Raw genomic sequence first — 25,168 nt, 5'->3', positions numbered from 1 at the left:
TCCAGGGACGCGGCTTTGACAATAATTGCAGATGGAAGGGCCGATTATTGAACCGGCTGCTCCATGCCCTGGGTCGTGTCGAGCGCCAGCTGGGCATTGCCGTCGAGATTATAGATGTCGTCGCGGAACTGGACGATACCGTCGGAAGCGCTCCAGGCGGAGATATAGACGAAATAGACAGGCACTTCCGTCGCCAGGGTGATCGGCGTGTTGACGCGAGTGGAGATCACCTGCTCGATGTGCTGGCGCGGCCAGCCGGGCGTTTCGGACAGCAACCAGGTCGCCAGGTCACGAACGTTCTGAACGCGCACGCAACCCGAGCTGTCGAAGCGCATCAGCTTGTTGAACAGGCCCTGCTCCGGCGTGTCGTGCATGTATTCGTTGTTGGGATTATGGAAGTTGATCTTCGTGGACGCCATGGCGTTCGTCTTGCCCGGGTCCTGACGGAACATCAGATCCGGTGCCTTGTCCGAATTCCAGTCGATCGTCTCAGGCGCTACTTCCTGGCCCTTGCCATCGAGAAGGCGGATGTTGCTCTTCGTCAGGTAAGTCGGATCCTTCCGCATGAGCGGCATGATGTCCTTGATGATGATAGAGCGCGGCGCCGTCCAGTATGGATTGAGGATGACCTCATAGATCTTCGAATTGATGATGTGGGTCGGGCGCGATTCACGGCCGACGATCGCCTCGTGGCGCAGCGCCACCTGACCGTCTTCCACGGCTTCGACACGGGTCGCAGGGATATTGACCATGACGTGACGGCGTCCGAGGTCGGACGGGAAGGTCTGAAGGCGAACAAGATTGGTGTTCAGCTGCTGCAGGCGAACATTGGCGGGAATGTTCATCGCCTTCTGCGTGAAATCGCCGATAACGCCATCCGGCGGCAGGCCGTGGCGAGCCTGGAAGCGCTTGACGGCGCCGTCCACGTAGGAATCGAAGGAGGACGAGATACCCGCCTCGCGCGGCAGATCGCCGGAAACCATCAGATGCTGGCGCAGCGTCTGCACCGCAGGATCGGTGACGCCGATCTGCAGAGACTGCTGGCTCGTCGGATTGACTTGCGGCCAGCCGCCATTGGCAACGATGCTCTGATACTGGGCAATCGCGCGCTGAATGTTCGGCACGGAATCCGGTCCGAGGATTGGCGTGTTCGACTGCACGGCGGCGGCCGTGCGCGCCGCGGCCTTGGCGTCGAACTGGTCGTCCCAGTTGCCGCGAGAACGGTCATTGATCAACGCTTCCAGCGGTGTAGCGTTTTGCGCGAGGGCCGGTGCAGCCAATGCGGCAGCGCCAAAAGTTGCGGCCGACCGCAGGAAAGAGCGGCGCGAGAAGGGTTCAATTCCGTTTTTCTTCGACATATCCCAACCGTTCAGCGCTGCGATCCAATTATGCGCAGCCTAGAGAGGAAGCAGTAAATAGCGCGGCTTGCGCCAAGTAACGCAGCTCAGTATCGATCCGTTCCCTTAAAGCACCACCAAAACTTCGCCACGAACTATCACAATATCGCGAAGCGAAGGCACAGTAGGATCGAGGTTTGAAAACGTCGCTTGCCGTCAGTTTCCGCTGTCATATCAATATGGCCAATTCGTGTCGCCCGGCATGAAACTTGCCTTGCCGAGCCATCACAGAAGATCACCATATTGTATGTGCTAATATACCACAGAATGGGCTTGGTTCATAACCTGTCCTGACCTGCCGTCAATCGCTCAGATGCCCCACGCCTCCTCTGCGACAGAAGGTGGGAAGCGGACGTGGCAAAAAGCGCACAATTGCGGGGCGGGAACGAGTGCAAGCCGGACACGCAGGGAACGTGTCCAGCTTGTTTTGATTGGAAGATCTTGCGATCGATCAGCGGCCGATATTTACATGCGATAGGCGATGCTGTCGTTCCAGAAGCGGTCGAGGCGCTGCAGGAGCTTGTTCATCTGGGTGAACTCGTCGGTGCCGATGCCGCCGACCTTGTCGATCGAGCCGATGTGGCGCTCATAGAGCTTGGCAACGGTTTCGGCGATGTCCTGGCCCGTTTCCGTCAGGCTGATGCGGACCGAGCGACGGTCGATGCGCGAGCGCTGATGGTTGATGAAGCCGAGGTCGACCAACTTCTTGACGTTGTAGGAAACGTTGGAGCCGAGATAGAAACCGCGGGAGCGCAGTTCGCCGGCGGTCAGCTCGGAATTGCCGATGTTGAAAAGGAGAAGTGCCTGGACGGCGTTGACGTCGTCGCGACCCTGACGGTCGAACTCGTCCTTGATGACGTCAAGCAGGCGGCGGTGCAAACGCTCGACCAGATGGAGAGATTCCATGTAGAGGGCCCGGATGTCGTCAACCTGCTGATCCCGAGCGTTCGCAACTGCCTGCGGCTTCATTTTCGTGTTCATCATGACTTGGCCTCACTCTGTTTTGTTTGGCGGTGTCGTTTTCTTCCCGCCTTGAGTGAGACCCTATCGAATACACATAAAATTCTACTTAAACTGCAAGCTTAACAGCACCTTACCGCGAACTCTTGCTGTCTCAGGGTAAATCAACCATTACCTGCTGCTGCCGACGCCGGCGCTTTTCCTGCCATAACAGGACGCGAAACAGGCAATACAGCACGGCGACGCAGACATGCAAGATCATGATCAACGGGTTGGATCCGAACACCTCCGGCCACATCCCGTACATCAGTCCCTGCCCTCCCGCGGCGAGCACCCAGATGACCGGTCCCCAGGATACGGTGAGCCACAATCCAAGCGCGGCGACGGGGAAAACAACGGCCAGTCCGGCGCCCGCGACCTTCCACGGCAGATTAAGGAGGTCGAAGCGGGCATGACCATCAAGGGAGTAGCCAACCAGCATGGCCCAGTACTGCAGACCGAGCCAGAAGCAGGCAATGGCGATCAGCCGCAGGAACAGGACGAACAGGATGTCCGTCAGCGTATTCTTGGGTACGGTCGAAGAATCAGAGTCCATGCGCGAACAATACGTAGGAGGCACCCCGCTCGCCAGAGCATAATGGCTGCGGCCTTTCGCCTGGTTTTGAATCCTGGGGACAGCGTGCTAGGTACGCTGCCCATATAATAAGGCCATAGATAGACGAAGAAGGATGGCGGCATCATGGAGAACAAGACGCATCTCGTTGACGAGATCACCGGGCATCGTCGCATGCGGCGCAATCGCAAGGCCGATTGGACCCGCCGCCTGGTGCAGGAAAACCGATTGACCGTCGACGATCTGATCTGGCCGATCTTCGTCATCCCCGGCACCGGCATCGTGGAACCGATCCCTGCCATGCCCGGCGTCAACCGCATGACGGTGGATAAAGCCGTGGAAGCAGCTAAGGAAGCGGCCGATCTCGGCATTCCCGCGCTCGCCACTTTCCCGAACATCGAAATGGAACTGCGCGACGAGACCGGCTCAAACAGCCTCGAGAAGAACAACCTCATCAATCTGACAACAGCCGCGATCAAGAAAGCCGTTCCGAACATCGGCATCATTACCGATGTCGCCCTCGACCCGTTTACCAGCCATGGGCACGACGGCATCCTGCGCGGCAACGAGATCGTCAATGACGAAACGGTCGCGCAGGTCGCCCGCGCGGCCGTCTATCAGGCCAATGCCGGTGCCGACATCATCGCACCTTCGGAAATGATGGATGGGCGCATCGGCGCCATCCGCCAGGCACTCGACGCCGCCGGCCACCAGAATGTCGGCATCATGAGCTATGCGACGAAGTTCAGCTCGGCCTTCTACGGCCCCTACCGCGAGGCAATTTCCACCGGCGGGCTGCTGAAGGGCGACAAGAAGACCTATTATATCGATCCGGCAAACGGCACCGAAGCCGTGCGCGATGCGGCCCTCGACGTCGAGGAAGGCGCTGACATGCTGATGGTCAAGCCGGGCCTGCCCTATCTCGACATCTGTTGGCGGCTGAAAGAGGCTTTTGGCCTTCCGACCTTCGCCTATCAGGTCTCAGGCGAATACGCGATGATCAAGGCCGCCGCCGCCAATGGCTGGATCGACGGCGAAAGGGTGATGCTGGAAACCCTGCTCGCCTTCAAGCGCGCCGGCTGCGACGGCATCCTCACCTATTTCGCGATGGATGTGGCAAGGCACCTGGCAAAAAATTAGCTCCAAGCCAGACTTATTGTATTTGCCGGACCTGACACCATATGTTCGGCAAATGTTTCCCTTGCTGCGGCTTTCGCGCCGATCGGTCGTATATAAGTCGCAGAAAGATCTTTAACTGGCGCATAGGCCTTCTTCATATCGGAACGAATGGAGGGGCACGCGAAGGAGCAAAAAACGATGAGCCTGAACCCCAGCCCGCTTTATGCAGCACCGGAAGACTGGCGCGCCTATAGTGGTGTGCTGAGCCGGCGCATCTTCGCTTTCATCGTCGACTATATCATCGTCGCCCTGCTTTGCATTCCCGCAGCCGTCGTGCTGTTTTTTCTGTCGATCCTGACACTCGGGCTCGGCTTCTTCCTCTATCCCGTGCTCTTCATCCTCGTTGCCGGCCTCTACTTCGGCTGGACGCTTGGTGGCCCCTATCAGGCTTCGCTCGGCATGCGGGCCATGGGCGTCACCATGATGCGGGTCGATGGCCGGCGGATGGATTTCCTGACCGCGATCGTCCATCTGGCGCTGTTCTGGATTTTGAACTCCGTGCTGACGCCGCTTATCCTGCTCGCAGGCCTCTTCACCGATCGCAGCCGCCTGGTGCACGACCTGCTCCTCGGCACGGTGATCGCCCGCACGGCTTAGAACGAGACGGCATCCACAACTCCATAGGCGGTTTGCTGCTAAGCCCTTGGGCACGTTGGACGGTGTTTTCACACACAGTCTTTTAGGAAACTGTGATCTTTAGCAAAGGACATGGTTGACGTTTTCCAAACTTGGGCCATGCTTGTAAAAAACCAATGCCGAAAGAAAGGGCATTCAACGGCAGATGAACACGCAGTCGACGCCATCTCCGCAGTTTTATCTGACGGCACCGGCTACCTGCCCGTACTTGCCGCACGAGATGGAGCGCAAGGTTTTCACGCATCTCGTCGGCCCGCGCGCCGCGGAGATGAATGATATCCTGACCCAGGGCGGTTTTCGACGCTCGCAGAACATCGCCTACCGACCGGCCTGCGAATCTTGCCGCGCCTGCATTTCGGTGCGTATTCTCGCCCAGGAATTCGAGCCGAGCCGCTCGATGAGACGCGTGCTGGCAACCAATAGCGATATCATCGCCACCGAATTTCCGGCGCAACCCTCCAGCGAGCAATATTCCCTTTTCCGCCGTTACCTCGACTATCGCCACCAACAGGGCGGGATGTCCGACATGACCGTGCTCGACTATGCGATCATGGTCGAGGACACGCATGTCAACACGCGCATCATCGAGTATCGCCGTCGCGAGGAAGGCTCCGGACTGGAACAGCGCCCGAAAGGCGAACTGCTGGCGGCGGCCCTGACCGATGTGATGAGCGACGGGCTGTCGATGGTTTATTCCTACTTCAATCCCGATTTCGACGAGCGATCGCTCGGCACATTCATGATCCTCGATCACATCAAGCGGACGAAGGCGCTGGGGCTTCCGCACGTCTATCTTGGCTATTGGGTCAGGGGATCGCGCAAGATGGACTACAAGACGCGCTTCCAGCCGCAGGAACATCTGACCCCGCGCGGCTGGGAGCGTTTCGATCCCGCCGCGGACGGCGACAAAGACAGCGCCCGCTGAATGTTCGCCAATCTCTCAGACCACAGGAAGGGCCTGCTGCTGACCACGCTTGGCGGCCTGGCCCTGTCGATGGATATTCCGCTGATCCGGCTCTCCAGCGGCGAGGTCTGGTCGGTGCTGTCGGTGCGCAGCCTTGCGACGGTGGGCGTGGCGCTGGCCGCCCTCCTCGTCATCCGGCGCGTCACCGGTTCGCTGCGCGGCGTGCTGCCGGGCTGGCTGGGGCTTCCGGTGGGATTCTTCTATGGGCTGACGACGATCAGCTTTCTTCTTGCCGTCTATTATACGACGGCAGCGAATGTGGTGTTCATCATCGCGCTCAACCCGATGTTCACGGCGCTGCTTTCCTGGATATTCCTCAAGGAACGTCCCGCCGTTTCGACCTTCATCACCATGGCCGTCATGATCATAGGCGTCGGCCTGATCGTCGGGGACGGCATGGAGGGCGGCCATCTTCTTGGCGATGCGCTTTCCGTGGTTGCGTCGTTCTCCATCGCCTGCGCCATTACCATCAGCCGCGCCTCGCGGCAGGATATGGGTTTCGCCTCGTTGCTGGCGGCGGTCATGCCAGCCATTGTCGGGCTCTATCACGTCATACCCACAGGCTTTTCCATCGAGCATCCCGGCTGGATCCTCTTCGACGGGGCGGTACTGATGCCCCTCTCCTTCTGGTGTCTGGCCACAGGCACGCGCTTCCTCTCGGCGCCTGAGGTCGCGATGTTCTATCTCCTGGAAACAATCCTGGCGCCGATCTGGGTCTGGCTGATCTTTGCCGAAGCGCCGACCGACATGACGCTCGCCGGTGGTGCCATACTGATCGTGGCGCTGGGAGCCCATTCGCTCTGGCAGGCGCGGGTCAAGACGCGAGCCGCAATGGCAGGGTGACGTCGGTGTGTTGATATCATTGCCGCTCGATGTTATAACTTCGTTATTACATTGGAGAGTTGAGATATGAACGTCGTCATCCGCAAAATCGGCAATTCCGAAGGCGTGATTATTCCGAAGGAAGTTCTCGATCAGCTTGGTCTTGGCGCTGGCGATACGTTGGAAATTAGCCTGAAGGATGGTGGCTTGCTCATGCAGCCGACTGACGCTGATTTTGCGCGCCAAATGGAGCACGCACAGCGCTTCATGGATCAATATAAGGTCGCTCTCAAGAAATTGGCTGAATAATGCCGGTTACCTTCCTGACAAGAGCGCTCATCGAGCAGCTGCACAAGATACAAATCAAGCGTTTCGGCGGTTCCTATGGATTGAGAGACGAAGGAGTCCTCGAATCCGCCTTGGCGCGTCCGATTAATAAATTTCAGTACGGTACCGAGGATATTATAGATCTGGCAGCAGCCTATCTGTTCGGCTTAGCGAAAAATCACGCTTTCGTAGATGGTAACAAGCGCATCGCCATTGTAGCGGCAGCCGTCTTCCTCATGGACAACGGCTATCAAATACAGACGACGGATGCCAACCTCTATGCTTTCGTCGTTGCCGTTGCCGCTGGCGAAATTAATAAGGAAGGCGCGTCACGTTTCCTACGTGACGTCTGCATACCCTACGCCGATTGATTCTCCACCTGCCGGACAGAGCCTCCCCCCTTTACGGGGCTCGGGCCACGTCCTCGGCCTTACCTGGCTTGCTCACCCCGAAAACCTGCCGCTTCTCGGGAAGCCCTTCGGCACGGCGCGGCCGGCGCTGGCGCGGTCGCCCAGCCATTCGGCCAGATCATCCTTGGTCTTGGTGAAGGTGCGGCCAGCGCTGTCTTCCCATGTCAGGCCATCGGCGATCGCGAAGCATCTGATGTCGGCGACGCCGCCATCCTTGTAGCGCTGGAGGCGCACACCCTTGCCGCGCGACATTTCCGGCACCTGCGACAGCGAGAAGATGACCATCTTGCGGTTCTCGCCAACCACGGCAGCATGATCGCCTGAGATCGGCACCAACAGCTTCGTCTCATCGGGATAGGAGACATTCATGATCTGCTTGCCCTTGCGGGTATTGGCGACCAGTTCCGCCTCGGCCACGATGAAGCCGTTGCCGGCCGTCGAGGCGATCAGTTGCTTGCGCTGGGGATCATGGACAAAGGCCGTCAGCACATCCTGGTCATTCTCCATATCGACCATGATGCGCAGCGGTTCGCCATGACCACGCCCGCCGGGCAGCTTGTCGCCGCCGAGCGTATAGGCCTTGCCGCCTGTCGTGATGATGAGGATCTTGTCGGTCGTCTGGGCCGGGAAGGCTACCTTCAGCGCGTCGCCTTCCTTGAAGGTCAGCGTCGCTGTATCGGAGATATGCCCCTTCAGGGCACGGATCCATCCCTTTTCAGAGACGACGACCGTGATCGGCTCTTTCTCGATCATCGCCTGCTGGATCGCTGCGTCATCGGCCTCGGGCGCTTCGGCAAACTGCGTGCGGCGGCGGCCGATCTCGGTGGCCTTGGCGAATTTCTTCTTCACCTCGCCGATTTCCCAGGCGACCGTCTGCCACTGCTTCTCCTCCGAGGCGAGCAACGATTCTATGTCGGCCTTTTCCTTGCTGAGGCCGTCGAATTCCTTGCGGATTTCGAATTCCTCCAGCTTGCGCAAGGAGCGCAGCCGCATATTGAGGATCGCTTCGGTCTGATTATCGGTGAGGCCGAACCGCTCCATCATCACGGGCTTCGGCTCATCTTCCTCACGGATGATGGCGATGATCTCGTCGATATTGAGATAGGCGATCAGAAAGCCGCCGAGGATCTCAAGCCGCTTTTCAATGGCGGCAAGCCGGAAGCGCGAGCGGCGCAACAGAACTTCGCGGCGATGATCCAGCCACTCCTTCAGCACTTCGTTCAGCGCCATGACCTTGGGAATGCGGCCCATGGACAGAACGTTCATGTTGAGCGGGAAGCGGCTCTCAAGCTCGGTGAGCTTGAACATCGATTCCATCAGGATCGTCGCATCGACGCTGCGGCTCTTCGGCACGAGAACGACGCGGATATCCTCGGCGGATTCATCGCGGATGTCTTCGAGCAGCGGCAGTTTGCGCGCAATAAGCAGCTCGGCGATCTTCTCGATCAACCGGGACTTCTGCACCTGGAAGGGGATTTCGGTAACGACGATCTGGTAGCCGCCGCGGCCGAGATCCTCGATCTCCCATTTGGAGCGGACGCGAAAACCGCCGCGGCCGGTCTTGTAGCTCTCGATGATGCTGCGGCGATCGTCGATGATAATGCCGCCGGTCGGAAAATCCGGGCCGGGAATATAAAGCTCCACCAGCTTCTCGACCGTGGCATCGCGATCCTTGATCAGATGCAGCGCGGCGTCGCAGAGCTCATGGGCATTATGCGAGGGAATGGAGGTCGCCATGCCGACTGCGATACCGGAAGAGCCGTTGGCAAGCAGGTTCGGGAAAGCACCCGGCAGAACGATCGGCTCGGAATTCGACTCGTCGTAGGTGTCGCGAAAATCCACGGCATCCTGATCGATGCCTTCGAGCAGCAGTTCGGACACCGCCGTCATCTTGGATTCGGTGTAGCGCATCGCGGCCGGACTATCGCCATCGATATTGCCGAAATTGCCCTGGCCGTTGACCAGCGTGTAGCGCTGCGAGAAATCCTGCGCCAGGCGCGCCAGCGCATCGTAGATCGATTGGTCGCCATGCGGGTGATAGTTACCCATCACCTCGCCGACGATCTTCGCGCATTTGCGGAAAGCGGCGTTGGGGCGCAGCCCCATCTCGCTCATCGCATAGACGATACGCCGATGCACCGGCTTCAGACCGTCGCGAACGTCGGGAAGCGCGCGTTGCGTAATGGTCGACAAGGCATAGGCCAGGTAGCGCTCTTCGAGTGCCGCCTTCAGATCGACTGGAAGGATGTTGTCGTCGCCATCACCAGACGGCGGAGTCAGATTTTGTCCCATGGCCCTTGACTATAGAAGATCGCGATTCCCGGCAAGAAATCAGCGGAAAGCACTTGTGGATGAAGGCCTTTCAGGCATCTTTCCATGCGAAGACAGACACATTTTTGCTGCACCTGCTCGCAATTGTCTTTGTCATTGGATTTTTAGAGAAAGATCAATATAAATCGCGGCAGTACACGCTGAATATGTACACCCCCCGCCTAGATACCACCGTCTTAACGAGGAAACGCCATCATGACTTTCTACCGGACCACGCGGCTGATGCTGAGCAGCGCCGCCATCCTGTCTTTCGCCAGCTCAGCCTTCGCGCTTGACGGCAATGACCTCCTGAAGAAGATCAACGACGTCTACGCCCAGCAGGGCGGCTCGATCGCTGCCGAAGGTGTCGATGTGGACGGCACCACTGTGACGCTGAAGGGCGCGACCCTCAAGGCGGCCGGGTTGGACAACAGCATTCCGCTCGGCGACATCACCCTTGATGGCGTTGAAGAGAGCAATGGCGGCTACACGATCGACGAAATCGATTTTGCGGATGTCGATTTCGACAAGGATGGCGCAGCCATTTCCGCCACCGACCTGAAGCTGACCGGTGTCGAGATCCCGGCTGACGCCTCCAAGGGCGACCTGACCTCGCTTCTCTACTACAAGAGCGCCCATGCAGGCGCCGTGTCCGTCAGCAAGGACGGCGACGAAGTGTTCTCGATCGAGGGCGCCGATGCCAACATGAAGAAGCGCGACGACAAGTCGGGCCTCGACTTCGACGCCAAGATCAACGGCGTAAAGGGCGATCTCAGCAAGGTTGACGACCCGAAGGCCAAGGAAGCCATCGAGGCGCTGAAGCTGCAGCAGGTCGATGGCACGATCGCCATGAAGGGCAGCTGGGAAATCGGCCCCGGCACGATCGACATCAGCGAATATTCCTTCGATTTCAGGGATATCGGCAAGCTGAACCTGGCCTTCAGCATTTCCGGCTACACGCCCGCCTTCGCAAAGTCGATGCAGGATGCGCTCAAGACCGTACGCTCCAACCCGAACCAGCAGGAAGCACAGCAGTCTGCCGGCCTCGCCATGCTCGGCCTTCTTCAGCAGCTGACGTTCAACAGCGCCAAGATCCGTTTCGACGATGCGTCGATCACGGCTCGCGCGCTTGATTTCGCTGGCAAGCAGCAGGGCGTCACGGGCAAGCAGCTCGCCGACACGCTGAAGGCGATGACGCCGATCATGATGGCGCAGCTCAACGTTCCGGAACTGCAGAACGCCGTAGCGGCTGCCGTCAGCTCCTATCTCGACAATCCGAAGAGCCTGACAATCTCCGCCGCTCCGGGCAAGCCGGTTCCGGTGCCTATGATCATCGGTGCTGCCATGGGCGCTCCGAACTCGATCCCGCAGGTCATCGGCCTCAAGGTTTCGTCGAACGACTGATCGGTCATTCACCGAACGATATGGAAACCCGGCGATTTCGGTCGCCGGGTTTTTCTTTGCCGTCAAAGGCCAACTGTCGTGGGGAGTTGATACTTGCGAAGCTCGCTCAAGCCATGGACGATAAGGGCGAGCAGCTCATCCGTCGTCGCGCCGTCCCTCGCCTGCACGGACATGCCCTGCACGATTGCGCCGAGAAAGCGCGCCAGCGAGCGGGCATTGGCATCGGGCCGCATATCACCCTCCGCAATGCCGCGCTCGATCCGGGCGGTGAAGATATCCAGCGTCTGCAGGCGCATGGACGCGACATGATGGGCGATCGGCTCGTTCTCCTCGGCACAATTCAGCACCGCCGTCGAAATCATGCAGCCCTTCGGATGTTCGGGTGCTGTGAATATCCTGGCCGAATTCGTCAGGAAGCGCTCGAAGGCTGTCACCGTATCCACCTTCTCCTGAAAGGGATTACCGGGTTCAGGCCGCGGCATGCGGCGATATTGCTCGAGCGTCTCACGATAGAGATCTGCCTTTGAATTGAAGGCGGCATAGAGGCTCTGGGGCGTAATTCCCATTGCAGCCGTCAGGTCGGCAATGGAAGAGCCGTCATATCCATGCTTCCAGAATGTATCCCGTGCGGCGGCAAGAACGGTCTCGCGATCGAAGGCGGGCGGGCGGCCGCGTTTGCGCGGCGCAGAATTTTCGGCCGCTTCATTATTTTTCACAATGGTCACTCTAGAAATAATCTCCAATCTGGTTTATTCAGGAATGGTCATTGTGATTATAGAAGGTTTTGCTCCATGAGTCTTCCCCTGGAAAATTCCGCGCGCCCGAGCCGAGGCAACCTTGCCGAAGGCGTCAATGCCGCTGTCGATTCCGCCCTGGCGGACAAGAGGCTGGTCGGCACCGTCGTTATGGTCGCCCGAGATGGAGAGCTTATCTTTCGGCGCGCCGCCGGTCTGGCTGATCGCGAGAACAAGGTGGCGGTGCGAGAGGATACCATCTTCCGCCTTGCCTCCATCACCAAGCCGATCGTCGCCATCACCGCCATGCGGCTTGTGGAACAGGGTCGCATCGGGCTCGACGATCCGATCACCAAATGGCTGCCGGATTTCCGGCCACGCCTGCCGGATGGAACCGAGGCCGTTATTCGTATCCGCCATCTCCTCACGCACACTTCCGGGCTTGGCTACACATTCGCCGAGGAACAGGACGGCCCCTATCATCGCGCCGGTGTGTCCGATGGCCTCGACACGCCCGGTCTTGCGATCGCAGAAAATCTCAGGCGCCTTTCCAGCGCTCCGCTTCTGTTCGCACCCGGCGAAAACTGGCGCTATTCGCTGGCGATGGATGTGCTCGGCGGCATCATCGAAAAGGAGACCGGCCGCGCGCTGGGCGATGTAGTCGCAGAGCTTGTCACGAAGCCTCTCGGCCTTTCCGATACGGCATTCTCGGTTCGGGATCGCAGCCGCCTCTCGGGCAATTACGTGAATGGGAGCCCAGAGCCGCAACGAATGGAAGACGGCACGCTCGTTCCGATACTCGACGGTGTGATCCGCTTTGCACCTGACAGGATCTTCGATCCCGGCTCCTATCATTCCGGCGGCGCGGGCATGGCCGGAACGGCGCATGATATCCTCACAATTCTGGAGACCATACAGAGGGGTGGCGCACCGCTCTTGGCGGCAGATACCGTGAAGACGATGATGACCGATCAGGCTGATGGACATATGCAGGCTCTGCAGACCGGCGTCGGTTTCGGCTATGGCTGGTCTGTCATCACCGATCCCCTCGCCGCTCAAGTGCCCTTCTCGGCGGGCACGATCAAATGGGGTGGCGTATACGGTCACAGCTGGTTCGTGGACCCTCGGAAAAAGCTGACTGTGGTGGCGCTGACCAACACGGCGCTCGAAGGCATGTGGGGCCAATTCACGATTGATCTCGCCAAAGCGGTCTATGCCGCGATCTAGAGCACTTTCGCTTTTCCTCGAATCGCGAAAACGCTCTATCTTCTTGTTTTTACGCATTTCCGGACGGAAAACCGCTGTGCACTTTTCCTGGAAATGCTCTAACCTGTGCCCAATATCCGAAACAAAAACCCGGCGATTTCGGTCGCCGGGTTTTGTATTTCTGAACGGGCCTGAAGGATCTTAGTCCTTCTTCACCGGCGGTACCGGGCGGATGGCCAGTTCGCGCAGCTGCGTCGGCGTTGCGGCCGAGGGAGCGCCCATCAAGAGGTCCTGCGCCTGCTGGTTCATCGGGAACAGAGAGATCTCGCGCAGGTTCTTGGCGCCGACCAGCAGCATGACGATACGGTCGATACCGAAGGCAGCGCCGCCGTGCGGAGGCGCACCATACTGGAAGGCGCGGTAGAGGCCACCGAAGCGCTCCTCGACGTCGGCCTGGCTGAGGCCGACCTTTTCGAAGGCAGCGACCATGGTTTCCGGCGACTGGTTACGGATCGAGCCCGAAGCGATTTCGAAGCCGTTGCAGACGGCGTCGTACTGGAACGCCTTGATCGTGAGCGGATCCTGGTTCTGCAGCGCCTCGAGACCACCCTGCGGCATCGAGAACGGGTTGTGGGCGAAATCGACCTTCTTTTCTTCCTCGCTCCATTCGAAGAACGGGAAGTCGACGATCCAGCACAGCTCGAAGCGATCGCGATCGACCAGGTTCAGCTCTTCGCCGGCCTTGGTACGGGCTTCACCGGCAAACTTGTAGAACTTGGACGGATCGCCAGCGACGAAGAAGCAGGCGTCGCCGTCATCGAGGCCGAGCTGGGTGCGGATCGCATCCGTGCGTTCTTCGCCGATGTTCTTGGCGAGCGGGCCGGCACCCTCAAGCTTTTCGCCTTCCTTGCGCCAGAAGATATAGCCGAGGCCCGGCTGGCCCTGGCTCTGCGCCCAGGCGTTCATGCGGTCGCAGAACGCGCGCGAACCACCGGTCTTGGCCGGGATGGCCCAGACTTCGACCTTCGGGTTGGAGGCGATCATATTGGCGAAGACCTTGAAGCCGGAGCCGGCAAAATGCTCGGTGACGGCTTCCATGACGATCGGGTTGCGCAGGTCGGGCTTGTCGGAGCCATACTTGCGGATGGCAACGTCATAGGGAATGCGCGGCCATTCCTTAGTGACGGGCTTGCCATCGGCAAACTCCTCGAACACCTGCGTCATCAGCGGTGCCATCGTGTTCCAGACGTCTTCCTGGGTGACGAAGCTCATTTCGAGGTCGAGCTGGTAGAATTCCCCCGGCAGACGGTCGGCGCGCGGGTCTTCATCACGGAAGCACGGCGCGATCTGGAAGTAGCGGTCGAAACCGGCGACCATCAGCAGCTGCTTGTACTGCTGCGGCGCCTGCGGCAGTGCGTAGAAGGTGCCGGGATGGATGCGCGATGGCACGAGGAAGTCGCGCGCGCCTTCCGGCGACGAGGCCGTCAGGATCGGGGTCGTATATTCGGTAAAGCCGACTTCACCCATGTGACGGCGCATGGAGGAAATGACCTGCGTGCGCTTGACGATGTTCCGGTGCAGCGTTTCGCGGCGCAGATCGAGGAAGCGATACTTCAGGCGCACGTCTTCCGGATAATCCGGCTCGCCGAAGATCGGCAGCGGCAATTCCTTGGCGGCGGAGAGCACTTCGATCTCCTGAGCGTAAAGCTCGATTTCGCCGGTCGGCATGTTCTTGTTGACGGTATCTTCCGTGCGGGCCTTCACCAGGCCGTCGATGCGGATGACCCACTCGCCACGGACAGTTTCGGCCAACTTAAACGCCGGGGAATCGGGATCGGCGACGACCTGGGTGATGCCATAGTGGTCGCGAAGGTCGATGAACAGCACGCCGCCATGATCTCGGACGCGATGAACCCAGCCGGAGATGCGGACAGTCGAACCGACGTCGGACTTGCGCAGGGCGGCGCATGTGTGGCTGCGATAACGATGCATAATGTATATCCTGGACTTGGCGGACGGCAGCGAATGCGGGCAAATGCCCCTCGCCAGCCGACGATAAAATCGGGCGGAAAAGCGCATGGCACGCCCGATTTGTCAAGGCTTGAGCGATGGCCTTCTCTCGCCCTTGGCGGGCGAGAAAGCAATTTCTTACATTTAGCCGCAAGGCTAAGTGTTAGAAATTGCAAGAGAGGGGGAAGGCAGGGACGCATCCAATCCCAGAGTTTCTGGAACAAGAACGTGACCCCCGCTCTTGCAATTTCAATGGCTTAGAAATTGCGCCATGCCTTGGTGTGCCTTGAAACTCCTGTTTCGCAATTCCTAAACCAGTGAAATTGCTTTCTCGCCCGCCAGGGGCGAGATAGGTCGGAGTTTGCCTCGCTCTCCAGCTATTCTCCGGTGTTTTTAAGCTCCGCCAGGATTGTCAGGCAGATTCCATCGAGATTCGTTACGACCTCATGGTTCCACACTCGCATGATGCGAAAGCCCTGATTTGAAAAATAAACATCCCTCTTCCGATCCCTCACGCTTTCGGCGTGTTGCGCGCCATCGACCTCAATGATCAACCGCACTTCGAAACATACAAAATCAACAATATAGCCATCGATCGGCACCTGTCGCCTGAACTTGAAGCCTTCGAGTTGGCTTCCACGCAAAGCTTGCCAAAGCATATTTTCCGCCTTGGTAGCGTCGCTGCGCATTGTCTTTGCGAATTGCCGCAACCGATCTGCAACGTCGCGAGACATTGGTTCTCCCATTTCGACTATCGTCACACAGAGAGCATATGGATTAGCGTGTAGCCAGCCAAACGAAGATCATTCACCGCCTCTATCGACACCCGCAAGTAGCCGCTGCGGCAGTTTGGCTACCGCAATGCTATTGCTGAACGGCATGGTCAACTTTAAACAGACATCCAGATATCTTCGCCCCCGGAGCCTGACATGCCGATGCTGACCCGCCGCAATCTTCTGAAAGCCTCCGCGGTTGCAGGCGCCTATGGTGTCGGTCTTGGCATCGCCGGCAGGTTTGCCGGCAAGGCGGCGGCAGCCGAGCCGCGTGTGCTGAAAACCGCCAAGATCCAGGCCAATCTGGCGGATGGCGGGCCCACCAAGGATGTCCTGACGTATGGTGACGGCGGAATGCCGCCTGTGGTGCGCATGAAGAAGGGCGAATCCTTCGCCGCTCGCCTCATCAACGGCATAGACGATCCTACGACGATCCACTGGCACGGCATCCGGCTTCCGAACAACATGGACGGCGTGCCCTTCTTGACCCAGCCCTATGTCTATACCGGCGATCATTTCGATTATGCCTTCACGCCGCCCGACGCCGGCACATTCTGGTATCACCCGCACTGCAATACGCTGGAGCAGATGGGCCATGGCATGACCGGTGTCATAGTCGTTGAGAATCCCAAGGATCCAGCATTCGATTCGGAAGTGGTGCTCAATCTGCGCGACTGGCGGCTGGGTGGCGACGGCCAGTTCATCGCGCAGTTCCGCCCGCGCGATGCCGCCAAATCCGGCACTTACGGAACGATGCGGACTGCAAACTGGCAGCAGGAACCGCAATATGATGCGCCCTCCGGAGGCTTGGTGCGGCTGCGCATTGCCATCACCGATGTCACGCGCATCTATTCCTTCCGCGTTGATGGCGCCGAAACGACAGTGATCGCCATCGACGGCAATCCGGTGCCGCAACGCTTTCCGCTGGATCTGTTGCAGCTCGGCCCCGGCCAACGACTGGAACTGGCCGTGCGCATGCCGGATGTCGAAGGCGCAACCGTCAAACTTGAGGATATCAAGGGCACAAACCCGAAAGTGCTGGCGACGCTACGATCGGTCGGTGCCTCGCTGAAGCGCGACGTTCGCGATCTGCCACCCCTGGAAGATAATCCAGTGCAGAAGGCAGATCTCGGCGCAGCAACACACCTGCCGCTGATCCTCAGCTCAACGGCGGAAAATACGGCAGACAACAGCATCTGCGGCTCGCTCGGCTACAGCTTCTGGGCGATCAACAAGGTGCCGTGGCCGGGCGACACGCCCGACCCGACCGCGCCGCTTGCCGAACTGAAACTCGGCAAGAGCTATGTCATCGACATGGAAAACGTGACGCCGCACAGCCATCCGATCCATCTGCACGGGATGAGCTTTACCGTCATCTCCTCCTCGACGCGGCAGGTGCAGCCGTTCGTGTCCGATACCTACCTGATCCAGCCGGATGAAAAAGTGCAGCTCGCCTTCGTCGCCGACAATCCCGGCGACTGGCTGCTGCATTGCCATATCATCGAGCATCAGAAAACCGGCATGACCAGCTACGTCCGCGTCGCCTAACTTGCAGCCGCCGATAGTCCATCCCCTGCAGCCCTTCGCGGCTGCATCCTTCCGGGTAATTTCAGCAAAAAACGAAATGCGGCAAAGCTTTGTCCGCGAAAGTATTGACATATCCGGCTGAAAGGAGAAGGAAGTTAAGGAATTGTTTTACCGATGAATGTGTTGAGATGATCGAAACTACCGCCCAATTGGAGGCGGCCTGCCAAGAGCTGGCCAAGTCGGAATTCATTACCATTGATACCGAATTCCTGCGCGAGACAACCTTCTGGCCAGAGCTGTGCCTGATACAAATGGCGAGCCCGACAACCGAAGTGCTGGTGGATCCACTGGCCAAGGGGTTGGACCTTGCGCCATTTTTCGAGCTGATGGCAAACCCGGCCGTGCTGAAGGTTTTTCATGCGGCACGCCAGGATATCGAAATCATTTTCCATCGCGGCAATCTCATTCCGCATCCGATCTTCGATACGCAGGTTGCGGCGATGGTCTGCGGTTTCGGCGATTCCGTTTCCTACGATCAGCTCGTCAGCCGCATCAAGAATGTCCATATCGACAAGTCCTCGCGCTTTACCGACTGGAGCCGCCGGCCGCTGTCGGAAAAGCAGCTGGACTATGCGCTCGCCGACGTCACCCATCTGCGCGACGTCTACCTTGCGCTTGACGAACAGCTGAAGCGCGAAGGACGCGCCTCCTGGCTGCAGGAGGAAATGGCTATCCTCGAAGCGCGCGAGACTTACGATCTGCATCCGGATGATGCCTGGCAGCGCCTGAAGATGCGCCTGCGCAAGCCGCAGGAACTCGCGGTGCTCAAATATGTGGCCGCCTGGCGCGAACGCGAGGCGCGCTCCCGCAACGTTCCGCGCGCTCGTGTGGTGAAGGACGATGCCATCTATGAGATCGCCCAACAGCAGCCGAAGGACAGCGAAGCGCTTGCCCGGCTTCGTACCATTCCGAAAGGCTGGGAGCGCTCCGCCGCCGGTGCGGCCGTGATCGAGGCGATCAACGCTGCCCTGGCGCTACCCAAATCCGAAATGCCGCATCCGCCGCGCCATCAGCAGGCTCCCGAAGGCACGGCCGCCGCTGCCGAACTGCTGAAGGTGTTGCTGAAGCTGATCGCGGAAAAGCATGGCGTCGCGCCGAAAGTGATCGCCAATAGCGAAGATCTCGACAAGATCGCCGCGGAAGGCGAGAAGGCCGATGTTGCCGCCCTTACCGGCTGGCGGCGCGATCTCTTCGGCGAAACGGCTCTGCAGCTGATCCAGGGCCAGGTGGCCTTGCGCTTCGTCGGGAAGCGGGTCGAGACGGTCACGCTCTAGTCGCGACATTGCCCTTTCCTGGCGCGTTGCGATTGCGTATGATTCGGCAACGGGCATGCGGAGAGCGATCACGATTGCGCCGCAAATCTCGTGGAATGAACGTCTGATGTGGTCGTTATATTCGATGACGTTCCAGTTTGCTGGCGCAATTCCGCGCCAATGACAGGCGTCGCTTCTCGGCGGAAAAGTGAATGGGCATTCTCCATTCGATGCGCAACTGGATTCTGACATCGCTATTCGTCGCTTCGACGGGTGTCATCTACGGCAAGATATTCTTCCCGCAAGCGCCGGCATACATCGGCGCGGTCTTTGCACTGTTCTGCGGCATGCCATTGCTGGTCTTCGAACGCCGGATGATCCTGTCGCGGCTGAATGACTGGATGCATCGCCTGCCGACACCGGCCTTCATCTTTTCGGCCCTGATCGTCGATTTCCTCCTGATGAGCGTCGGTTACGCCATCGCGGGCAGCCTCATGAAACTGCTGGGCCTGGTCGACGGCTCCTGGGAAGACCTCACGGTCCTGAAGATTGACGTCTATATCTATGCCGTGCTGGTAACAGCCATCGTCATTTTCGTCGGTCGCGTGCGGGAATTGCTCGGGCGCGATATCTTCCTCAGCCTGCTGACCGGTCGCTACCGCAATCCTGTGCAAGAAGAGCGCGTATTTCTGTTCGTGGACCTCGTCGGCTCAACCGCGTTTGCGGAAGAGCATGGAGATCTCAAGACGCAGGAATTTCTCGCTGCCGTATTTGGCGCGATGGCGGAACCCGTGCGTCGGCATCAGGGGGCAATCGACGACTATATCGGCGATGCCGCCGTCATCACCTGGCCGCTCCGGCGCGGCGTCAAGAATGCCAATTGCGTGCGCTGCGTCTTCAACATTCTCGACGATATCGAAAAGAATGCCGAGGCATGGCTGAAATCTTACGGTCGGGTACCGCGCCTGAGGGCTGCCTTGCATGGCGGCAGCATCGTCACCGCCGAAATCGGTGTCGACCATCACAAGATCGCCTATTTCGGCGACACGGTGAACACCGTCGCCAGACTGGAATCACTCTGCAAGACGCTGGAGCGCCAGGTGTTGATTTCCACAGACCTCGCCCGGCAGCTGGAACTTCCCGAAGCGATCATCAAGGAAGACCTCGGCGAGCATGCCGTTCGCGGCCGCGACCAGTCGCTTGGCGTCATCGCGCTTCATACGCAAAGCCGCCAGGCCCTCAAGACGGCGCGTGGCAGATCGTAAGCAATACAAAGCATCAGCTGCATTGATATATCGACACACGCCTGGGCTTCACACCTCATAGGTTGTCCACAGTCACCAAATCTTCACCTAAGCGTTAATTCGCCGACACTGCTCGCCTGTTAAGCGGATTTGTTTTCGCCAATTCTGGCCAACAAGGTGACATGATGACCCGAATTCTTTCTGCCTCAACGGCACTCTTCATTTTGCTTGCTGCATCGGCCCATGCCGATGAGCAGCAATTTCCGGCAAAGCTTGCCGGGCAGGCCATCCTGCCGGCCAACACCATCGTGCCAGCGCCGGCCGATGCGCCTGACTTCGTCAAGACCTCCGGCAAGTTCACGACACCGGATCGCAAGCGCACAGAGGCTCTCGGCACTGTGCCCGGCAAGGACGGCGCTCGCGTGACCGACCTGAAGCTGCCCTTCGACGGCCAGCCGATCCAGGGTTTTTCCGGCATCAAGACCATGCCTGACGGCACGTTCTGGACGCTGTCCGACAACGGCTTCGGCTCCAAGCAGAATTCCAGCGACGCGATGCTCTTCCTGCACCAGCTGAAGTTCGACTGGGACAATGGCAAGGTCGATGTCGTCAAGAACCTCTTCTTGTCCGACCCGAACAAGAAGGCCCCCTTCCCGATCGTTCTCGAGGGTTCCGCCAAGCGCTATCTCACCGGCTCTGACTTTGACATCGAATCGATCCAGCCCGTCGCAGACGGCTTCTGGATCGGTGAGGAGTTCGGTCCCTATCTGCTGAAGTTCGATACGAACGGCCAGCTCACTGACGTTTTCTCGACGACGGTCGACGGCAAGCCTGTGATGTCTCCGGATAATCCGCTGCTGCAGCTTCCGGGTAACCCGACGCAGAAGATGCCTGCCTTCAACCTGAAGCGCTCGGGCGGCTTCGAGGGCTTGGCCATGTCGAAGGACGGCTCGAAGCTCTATGGTCTGCTGGAAGGCGCGATCTACAAGGATGACGGCCAGATGGAAAGCGTCGATGGCAAGACTGCTATCCGCGTCATCGAGTTCGATGTCGCCTCGAAGGGCTGGACCGGCCGCAGCTGGCTCTATCCGTTCGCAGACAAGGGTGCGTCGATCGGCGATTTCAACATGCTCGATGAAAAGACGGCACTGGTGATCGAGCGCGACAACGGCGCCGGCACGAAGGACAAGGCCTGCGCCGATCCCAAGCAGCCGAAGCCGGATTGCTTCGAAGCCCCGGCCGAGCTGAAGCGCGTCTACAAGATCGAATTCAGTGATGCCAATGTCGGCAAATCCGTTCGCAAGATCGGCTATATCGATCTCATGCGCATCGAAGACCCGAACCACAAGCGTCGCCAGGGCGGCGGCGAAGGCTTCTACGACATGCCCTTCGTCACCATCGAGAATGTCGACCGCGTCGATGCCACGCACATCATTATCGGCAACGACAACAACCTGCCCTTCTCGGCTGGCCGCGCTGTCAACAAGGCAGACGACAACGAGTTCAGCATTCTTGAAGTCGGCGATTTCCTGAACGCGAAGTAAGCTGCAACGATCCGGCCTCTCCCTGCCTAGCGGGGAGAGGCTTTATTCGATCGAAACTATTCGAAGCAGAATGCCAGCCGGCGGTTCGTGAGCTTGCCGAGCTGCTGCAGGCGGCCATCGAGCCTCTCGCCGGCAAAATCATGATACTCGGCCGGAACCACGAATTCGAGATCCAGCTCGGGATTTGCCGAACGGCGGAACGACAGATTGCGCACGACGCCTGGCATCGATGCCGAAAACAGATAGACCACCCGCAACAAGCCGCCCAGCAGCTTGGCGCGCTCGATGTAGAGCGGAGTTGCGATCGTCGCCAGCGGCTCGGTCGCGCCGTCGTCGTGCAATCCCTCGAAGCGATAGTAATTGGCAAGCGCAATGAAGGCGCGGCCGGCATGGGTGATGCCGACGAAGGACGTATGGGCGATAATGTTCAGCGCTTGCAGGCCACGATAATCCGGATGAGCGCGCCAGCTGATATCGGCCAGAAGGCACGCGGCCTGGCGATAGCGGCTCTCCTCCTCGGTCTCGGTGATCCCGAAGAAGGGCATCATCCGCCCCGTCCATTCGGCAAGCTCGCGGGCATGCTCCGGCGAACGGGCGCGCAGGATCGCAAGCTCACCAGCCGCCACCAGCAGCGGGTCGCTTTGGCGTTCCGCCTCCGTCAACAAGGAATAGAGATAACCCTCGCGCACACCCTGCGCGGAAAAGGAGACGATGGAAGGCTTCATGGTCGCCAACACTTCGCGCATTGCCACGGCGCCGAAGGGCAGCAGCGAACGGCGGTGCTTGGAAATCGTCAGCAGAGCCGGGTCCTTCGTTTCCCTCGCATCGCCGAGTTGGTCGAGGAACCGCATCATCTCCTCGAGAGACACTTCATAGCCCTGCATCATGTGCAGCGGATATTTGCGGGTTTCCATATGCAGCTTGGCAATGTTTCGCCATGTGCCGCCAACGGCATAGAAGGTACGGCCCTCGCCCTTGGCCAGAAGCTTCGCCGTCTTTACATGCTTGCGTGCAAAGCTGCGCGCCTTCTCGATCGAACCGCCGGCATATTCCGACAGGCGCAAGCCGCCCAGCGGCAGGGTGATGCCCTTGCCGATTTCCCGGTCCTTGATGTCGATCAGTTCCAGCGAGCCGCCGCCCAAGTCGCCGGCGATGCCGTCCGGATGGAAGAAGCCGCTGACGATGCCGAGCGCGGAGAAGCGCGCCTCTTCCTCGCCCGACAGCACGCGAACCTTGCGCTGCAGGATCGTTTCGGCTTGATGGATGAATGCCGGGCCGTTGCTCGCTTCGCGCGCGGCCGCTGTCGCCAGGACATAGATCGTGGACGCACGGGCCTGATCGGAGAGCGCCTTGAAGCGATGCAGGGCTGCAAGTGCCCGGGCCACGCTTTCCTCATCCATCTTTCCGGTCAGTGCTATGCCCTTTCCCAGGCCACAAAGCACTTTCTCGTTGAAAAGAATGGTTGGCGACCGCGAGTGGCCTTCATAGACGACGAGACGGACCGAATTCGACCCGATATCGACAACGGAGACAGGGGCAATACCGGGAAGGCGCCCCTGGGCTTCTGATTCAACCATGCAGGTCCAGTTTATTTGTTGCGGCCCGACAACAGCCCAGCGATCAGTTTCGGCGCACTGGATTTCAAGGCTTCACCGCGGCCGGAAAGGCTGGGATTGGTCATGAAATACTGCTGCGCATTGAATGGCTCTTCTCCCTTGCGCACTTCCATGCGCCTTGAAGTACCGTCCGGCAATATCTCGTAGCTTTGCTGATTGTCAATGATATTGCCCAGCATGATCTGTGAGAGCACCTGCTCATGCACGGTCTTGTTGGTCAGCGGCACGAGGGTTTCGACGCGGCGATCGAGGTTTCTCGGCATCATGTCGGCCGAGCCGAGATAGACCAACGCCTTATCCGACGGCAGGCCCTGACCATTGCCGAAACAGAAGATGCGGCTGTGCTCGAGGAAGCGGCCAATGATCGACTTGACGCGGATATTTTCGGAAAGGCCGGCCACCTGCGGACGCAGGCAGCAGATGCCGCGCACCACCAGATCGATCTCAACGCCGGCGTTGCTGGCGCGGTAAAGCGCATCGATGATGTCGGGATCGACAAGCGAATTCATCTTCATCCAGATCGCAGCCGGAAGGCCGTTCTTGGCATGCTCGATCTCGGCCTCGATATGCTCGAGGATACGCGGACGCAGCGTGTAGGGCGAAACCGCGATCTTCATGTCGTGTTCCGGCTCGCCGTAGCCGGTGATGAAGTTGAAGATGTTCGCCATATCGTGGGCGATCTTCTGATCGCAGGTGAAGTAGGACAGATCGGTATAGATCTTCGCGGTGACCGGATGGTAGTTGCCGGTGCCAAGGTGGCAATAGGTGCGCAGCTTTCCGTCTTCACGGCGCACGACCATCGACATCTTCGCATGCGTCTTGAGCTCGATGAAGCCGAAGACGACCTGCACGCCGGCGCGCTCGAGATCGCGCGCCCAGCGGATGTTAGCCTCTTCGTCGAAGCGGGCCTTGAGCTCCACCAGAGCCGTTACCGACTTGCCGAGATCGGCCGCGTCGATCAGCGCGCGCACGATCGGGCTGTCGTTGGAAGTACGATAGAGCGTCTGCTTTATCGCCAGAACGTCAGGATCTCGCGCAGCCTGGAGAAGGAACTGGACCACCACGTCGAAGGATTCGTAGGGGTGGTGGACGACCATGTCCTTTTCGCGGATTGCTGCGAAGCAATCGCCGGCGTGCTCGCGGACGCGCTCAGGAAATCGCGCATTGTAGGGCTCGAAACGAAGATCGTCGCGCGGTGCCTTGCAGATCTCGGAAAGCGTATTGAGGGCGAGCAGGCCCGGCAGAACCGCGATGCGGTTGCCCGGCACGTTTAGCGATTCCACCACGAACTGACGCAGCTCGAGTGGCATTTCGGAGTCGGTCTCGATGCGGATCACCGAGCCACGGCGGCGGCGCTTCAGTGCGGTTTCGAAGAAGCGCACCAGATCTTCGGCCTCTTCCTCGACTTCGATATCGCTGTCGCGGATCAGTCGGAACGTGCCCGAGCCCTGCACTTCATAGCCGGGATAGAGCCGGTGGATGAAGATATTCACCACGTCTTCAAGCGTGATGTAGCGGATGACGTTGCTCGCATCCGGCAGGCGCACGAAGCGATCGAGCGCCGGCGGCAGACGCAGCAGCGCCGTCATCGGCTCGCGGCCGTTCATGCTCTTCAGCTGCAGCGCAATCGAGAAACCGAGGTTCGGAATGAATGGGAACGGATGCGCCGGATCGATGGAGAGCGGCGTCAGGACGGGGAAGATCGCCTGCTCGAATTCGGTGTGCAGCCACTGCCGGTCCATATCGGAAAGGGCGGCAGGGCGGACGATCAGAATGTCTTCCTTGGCGAGATATTGCTGCAGGACGGCAAGAGAAGCCTGCTGCTCCATCTGCAGATTGTCGATTTCACGCAGGATATCGTCGAGCTGCTCGGCGGGTGTCTTGCCGTCGGGCGTGCGCACCAGGATCTTCTGGCGGACCTGGCCTTCAAGGCCGGCGACGCGCACCATGAAGAACTCGTCAAGATTGGCGGCGGAAATGGAGAGGAAGCGCACGCGTTCCAGCAGCGGATGCGCCGTGTTCAACGTCTCCTCAAGAACGCGGCGATTGAACTGCAACCAGGAGAATTCGCGGTTGATGAAGCGTTCGGGGCTGCTCAGCAGCTCGTTGATCGGCGGCGTGGCCTCCGGTGTCTCTTGGCTGGCGTCCTGATGTTCCGTTACTGCCGAGTCCATGTTCC

21 protein-coding genes are annotated in these 25,168 nt (G+C 59.3%); 12 read left to right on the top strand and 9 right to left on the bottom strand.

Annotation, left to right across the window (positions count from 1 at the left end; all coding sequences use genetic code 11):
- Positions 1-44: 44 nt before the first annotated feature.
- From A6U86_RS02495 to A6U86_RS02485, 3 genes are all read right to left on the bottom strand, one after another.
- Entirely contained in the window at positions 45-1,358 is a 1,314-nt protein-coding gene (locus A6U86_RS02495; RefSeq protein WP_068385760.1) for a murein L,D-transpeptidase, read from the bottom strand.
- Positions 1,359-1,862: 504 nt separating this feature from the next.
- Positions 1,863-2,378: a transcriptional regulator LdtR gene (locus A6U86_RS02490; RefSeq protein ID WP_068385759.1), complete on the bottom strand. Its 516-nt coding sequence runs from the start codon at positions 2,376-2,378 to the stop codon at positions 1,863-1,865.
- A gap of 133 nt (positions 2,379-2,511) precedes the next feature.
- Complete coding sequence (locus tag A6U86_RS02485) at positions 2,512-2,952, bottom strand: DUF6163 family protein (RefSeq protein WP_068385757.1); 441 nt, start codon at positions 2,950-2,952, stop codon at positions 2,512-2,514.
- A gap of 144 nt (positions 2,953-3,096) precedes the next feature.
- On the opposite strand from A6U86_RS02485, the gene hemB reads away from it, so the two are divergent.
- The 6 genes from hemB to A6U86_RS02455 all read left to right on the top strand — a co-directional run bounded on the left by hemB (position 3,097) and on the right by A6U86_RS02455 (position 7,269).
- On the top strand, positions 3,097-4,110 hold the full coding sequence (gene hemB, locus A6U86_RS02480; protein WP_068385755.1) for a porphobilinogen synthase: 1,014 nt from the start codon (positions 3,097-3,099) through the stop codon (positions 4,108-4,110).
- Positions 4,111-4,287: 177 nt separating this feature from the next.
- Positions 4,288-4,746 (top strand): RDD family protein, encoded by a 459-nt coding sequence (locus A6U86_RS02475; RefSeq protein WP_068387741.1) that lies wholly within the window; start codon positions 4,288-4,290, stop codon positions 4,744-4,746.
- 184 nt (positions 4,747-4,930) lie between these two features.
- Complete coding sequence (locus tag A6U86_RS02470) at positions 4,931-5,710, top strand: arginyltransferase (RefSeq protein WP_068385753.1); 780 nt, start codon at positions 4,931-4,933, stop codon at positions 5,708-5,710.
- Positions 5,711-6,592 (top strand): DMT family transporter, encoded by an 882-nt coding sequence (locus A6U86_RS02465; protein WP_068385751.1) that lies wholly within the window; start codon positions 5,711-5,713, stop codon positions 6,590-6,592.
- Positions 6,593-6,658: 66 nt separating this feature from the next.
- Positions 6,659-6,880, top strand: a complete 222-nt coding sequence (locus A6U86_RS02460) for an AbrB/MazE/SpoVT family DNA-binding domain-containing protein (protein ID WP_068385750.1) — start codon at positions 6,659-6,661, stop codon at positions 6,878-6,880.
- Positions 6,880-7,269, top strand: coding sequence for a type II toxin-antitoxin system death-on-curing family toxin (locus A6U86_RS02455; RefSeq protein WP_068385748.1), 390 nt, complete (start codon positions 6,880-6,882; stop codon positions 7,267-7,269). Before A6U86_RS02460 ends, A6U86_RS02455 begins: the two co-directional genes overlap by 1 nt.
- Positions 7,270-7,341: 72 nt before the next feature.
- On the opposite strand, the gene parC is transcribed toward A6U86_RS02455, so the two are convergent.
- Positions 7,342-9,600 carry a DNA topoisomerase IV subunit A gene (gene parC, locus A6U86_RS02450; RefSeq protein ID WP_068385746.1) on the bottom strand — a complete coding sequence of 753 codons (2,259 nt, stop codon included), beginning with the start codon at positions 9,598-9,600 and terminating at the stop codon, positions 7,342-7,344.
- A gap of 234 nt (positions 9,601-9,834) precedes the next feature.
- On the opposite strand from parC, the gene A6U86_RS02445 reads away from it, so the two are divergent.
- Positions 9,835-11,022, top strand: a complete 1,188-nt coding sequence (locus A6U86_RS02445; protein WP_068385744.1) for a hypothetical protein — start codon at positions 9,835-9,837, stop codon at positions 11,020-11,022.
- A 62-nt stretch (positions 11,023-11,084) separates the two neighbouring features.
- Here A6U86_RS02445 and A6U86_RS02440 read toward each other — a convergent pair whose 3' ends face one another.
- Positions 11,085-11,747 (bottom strand): TetR/AcrR family transcriptional regulator, encoded by a 663-nt coding sequence (locus A6U86_RS02440; RefSeq protein WP_198929015.1) that lies wholly within the window; start codon positions 11,745-11,747, stop codon positions 11,085-11,087.
- Between the two features lie 66 nt (positions 11,748-11,813).
- On the opposite strand from A6U86_RS02440, the gene A6U86_RS02435 reads away from it, so the two are divergent.
- On the top strand, positions 11,814-12,983 hold the full coding sequence (locus A6U86_RS02435) for a serine hydrolase (RefSeq protein ID WP_068385742.1): 1,170 nt from the start codon (positions 11,814-11,816) through the stop codon (positions 12,981-12,983).
- A 180-nt stretch (positions 12,984-13,163) separates the two neighbouring features.
- Here the strand turns inward: A6U86_RS02435 and aspS are convergent, their stop codons facing one another.
- Together aspS and A6U86_RS02425 are read right to left on the bottom strand one after the other, a co-directional pair.
- Positions 13,164-14,954 carry an aspartate--tRNA ligase gene (gene aspS, locus A6U86_RS02430; RefSeq protein WP_068385740.1) on the bottom strand — a complete coding sequence of 597 codons (1,791 nt, stop codon included), beginning with the start codon at positions 14,952-14,954 and terminating at the stop codon, positions 13,164-13,166.
- A 395-nt stretch (positions 14,955-15,349) separates the two neighbouring features.
- Entirely contained in the window at positions 15,350-15,706 is a 357-nt protein-coding gene (locus tag A6U86_RS02425; RefSeq protein ID WP_068385739.1) for an endonuclease domain-containing protein, read from the bottom strand.
- A gap of 195 nt (positions 15,707-15,901) precedes the next feature.
- Here A6U86_RS02425 and A6U86_RS02420 point away from each other — a divergent pair, with 195 nt between their 5' ends.
- From A6U86_RS02420 to A6U86_RS02405, 4 genes are all read left to right on the top strand, one after another.
- Entirely contained in the window at positions 15,902-17,293 is a 1,392-nt protein-coding gene (locus A6U86_RS02420) for a multicopper oxidase family protein (RefSeq protein ID WP_068385736.1), read from the top strand.
- Between the two features lie 167 nt (positions 17,294-17,460).
- Positions 17,461-18,606 carry a ribonuclease D gene (gene rnd, locus A6U86_RS02415; protein WP_068385734.1) on the top strand — a complete coding sequence of 382 codons (1,146 nt, stop codon included), beginning with the start codon at positions 17,461-17,463 and terminating at the stop codon, positions 18,604-18,606.
- A gap of 191 nt (positions 18,607-18,797) precedes the next feature.
- A complete protein-coding gene (locus tag A6U86_RS02410) occupies positions 18,798-19,850 on the top strand; it encodes an adenylate/guanylate cyclase domain-containing protein (protein ID WP_068385732.1) in 1,053 nt (350 codons plus the stop codon).
- 164 nt (positions 19,851-20,014) lie between these two features.
- Positions 20,015-21,373, top strand: a complete 1,359-nt coding sequence (locus tag A6U86_RS02405) for an esterase-like activity of phytase family protein (protein WP_068387739.1) — start codon at positions 20,015-20,017, stop codon at positions 21,371-21,373.
- Between the two features lie 56 nt (positions 21,374-21,429).
- Here the strand turns inward: A6U86_RS02405 and ppx are convergent, their stop codons facing one another.
- Together ppx and A6U86_RS02395 are read right to left on the bottom strand one after the other, a co-directional pair.
- Positions 21,430-22,950: an exopolyphosphatase gene (gene ppx / locus A6U86_RS02400; RefSeq protein ID WP_068385730.1), complete on the bottom strand. Its 1,521-nt coding sequence runs from the start codon at positions 22,948-22,950 to the stop codon at positions 21,430-21,432.
- Positions 22,951-22,961: 11 nt separating this feature from the next.
- Positions 22,962-25,163 carry an RNA degradosome polyphosphate kinase gene (locus A6U86_RS02395; protein WP_068385728.1) on the bottom strand — a complete coding sequence of 734 codons (2,202 nt, stop codon included), beginning with the start codon at positions 25,161-25,163 and terminating at the stop codon, positions 22,962-22,964.
- Positions 25,164-25,168: the final 5 nt, after the last annotated feature.

This window comes from Rhizobium sp. AC27/96 (assembly GCF_001692325.1).
GTDB lineage: Bacteria > Pseudomonadota > Alphaproteobacteria > Rhizobiales > Rhizobiaceae > Rhizobium.
The sequence above is the reverse complement of the archived record's forward strand: the minus strand, read 5'-3'. Positions and strand labels throughout refer to the sequence as shown.

Excerpts from the sequence above, each read along its gene's own strand:
- A6U86_RS02495 (WP_068385760.1), bottom strand. The coding sequence starts at position 1,358 with ATGTCGAAGAAAAACGGAATTGAACCCTTCTCGCGCCGCTCTTTCCTG.
- A6U86_RS02490 (WP_068385759.1), bottom strand. The coding sequence starts at position 2,378 with ATGAACACGAAAATGAAGCCGCAGGCAGTTGCGAACGCTCGGGATCAG.
- A6U86_RS02485 (WP_068385757.1), bottom strand. The coding sequence starts at position 2,952 with ATGGACTCTGATTCTTCGACCGTACCCAAGAATACGCTGACGGACATC.
- hemB (WP_068385755.1), top strand. The coding sequence starts at position 3,097 with ATGGAGAACAAGACGCATCTCGTTGACGAGATCACCGGGCATCGTCGC.
- A6U86_RS02475 (WP_068387741.1), top strand. The coding sequence starts at position 4,288 with ATGAGCCTGAACCCCAGCCCGCTTTATGCAGCACCGGAAGACTGGCGC.
- A6U86_RS02470 (WP_068385753.1), top strand. The coding sequence starts at position 4,931 with ATGAACACGCAGTCGACGCCATCTCCGCAGTTTTATCTGACGGCACCG.
- A6U86_RS02465 (WP_068385751.1), top strand. The coding sequence starts at position 5,711 with ATGTTCGCCAATCTCTCAGACCACAGGAAGGGCCTGCTGCTGACCACG.
- A6U86_RS02460 (WP_068385750.1), top strand. The coding sequence starts at position 6,659 with ATGAACGTCGTCATCCGCAAAATCGGCAATTCCGAAGGCGTGATTATT.
- A6U86_RS02455 (WP_068385748.1), top strand. The coding sequence starts at position 6,880 with ATGCCGGTTACCTTCCTGACAAGAGCGCTCATCGAGCAGCTGCACAAG.
- parC (WP_068385746.1), bottom strand. The coding sequence starts at position 9,600 with ATGGGACAAAATCTGACTCCGCCGTCTGGTGATGGCGACGACAACATC.
- A6U86_RS02445 (WP_068385744.1), top strand. The coding sequence starts at position 9,835 with ATGACTTTCTACCGGACCACGCGGCTGATGCTGAGCAGCGCCGCCATC.
- A6U86_RS02435 (WP_068385742.1), top strand. The coding sequence starts at position 11,814 with ATGAGTCTTCCCCTGGAAAATTCCGCGCGCCCGAGCCGAGGCAACCTT.
- aspS (WP_068385740.1), bottom strand. The coding sequence starts at position 14,954 with ATGCATCGTTATCGCAGCCACACATGCGCCGCCCTGCGCAAGTCCGAC.
- A6U86_RS02425 (WP_068385739.1), bottom strand. The coding sequence starts at position 15,706 with ATGTCTCGCGACGTTGCAGATCGGTTGCGGCAATTCGCAAAGACAATG.
- A6U86_RS02420 (WP_068385736.1), top strand. The coding sequence starts at position 15,902 with ATGCCGATGCTGACCCGCCGCAATCTTCTGAAAGCCTCCGCGGTTGCA.
- rnd (WP_068385734.1), top strand. The coding sequence starts at position 17,461 with ATGATCGAAACTACCGCCCAATTGGAGGCGGCCTGCCAAGAGCTGGCC.
- A6U86_RS02410 (WP_068385732.1), top strand. The coding sequence starts at position 18,798 with ATGGGCATTCTCCATTCGATGCGCAACTGGATTCTGACATCGCTATTC.
- A6U86_RS02405 (WP_068387739.1), top strand. The coding sequence starts at position 20,015 with ATGACCCGAATTCTTTCTGCCTCAACGGCACTCTTCATTTTGCTTGCT.
- ppx (WP_068385730.1), bottom strand. The coding sequence starts at position 22,950 with ATGGTTGAATCAGAAGCCCAGGGGCGCCTTCCCGGTATTGCCCCTGTC.
- A6U86_RS02395 (WP_068385728.1), bottom strand. The coding sequence starts at position 25,163 with ATGGACTCGGCAGTAACGGAACATCAGGACGCCAGCCAAGAGACACCG.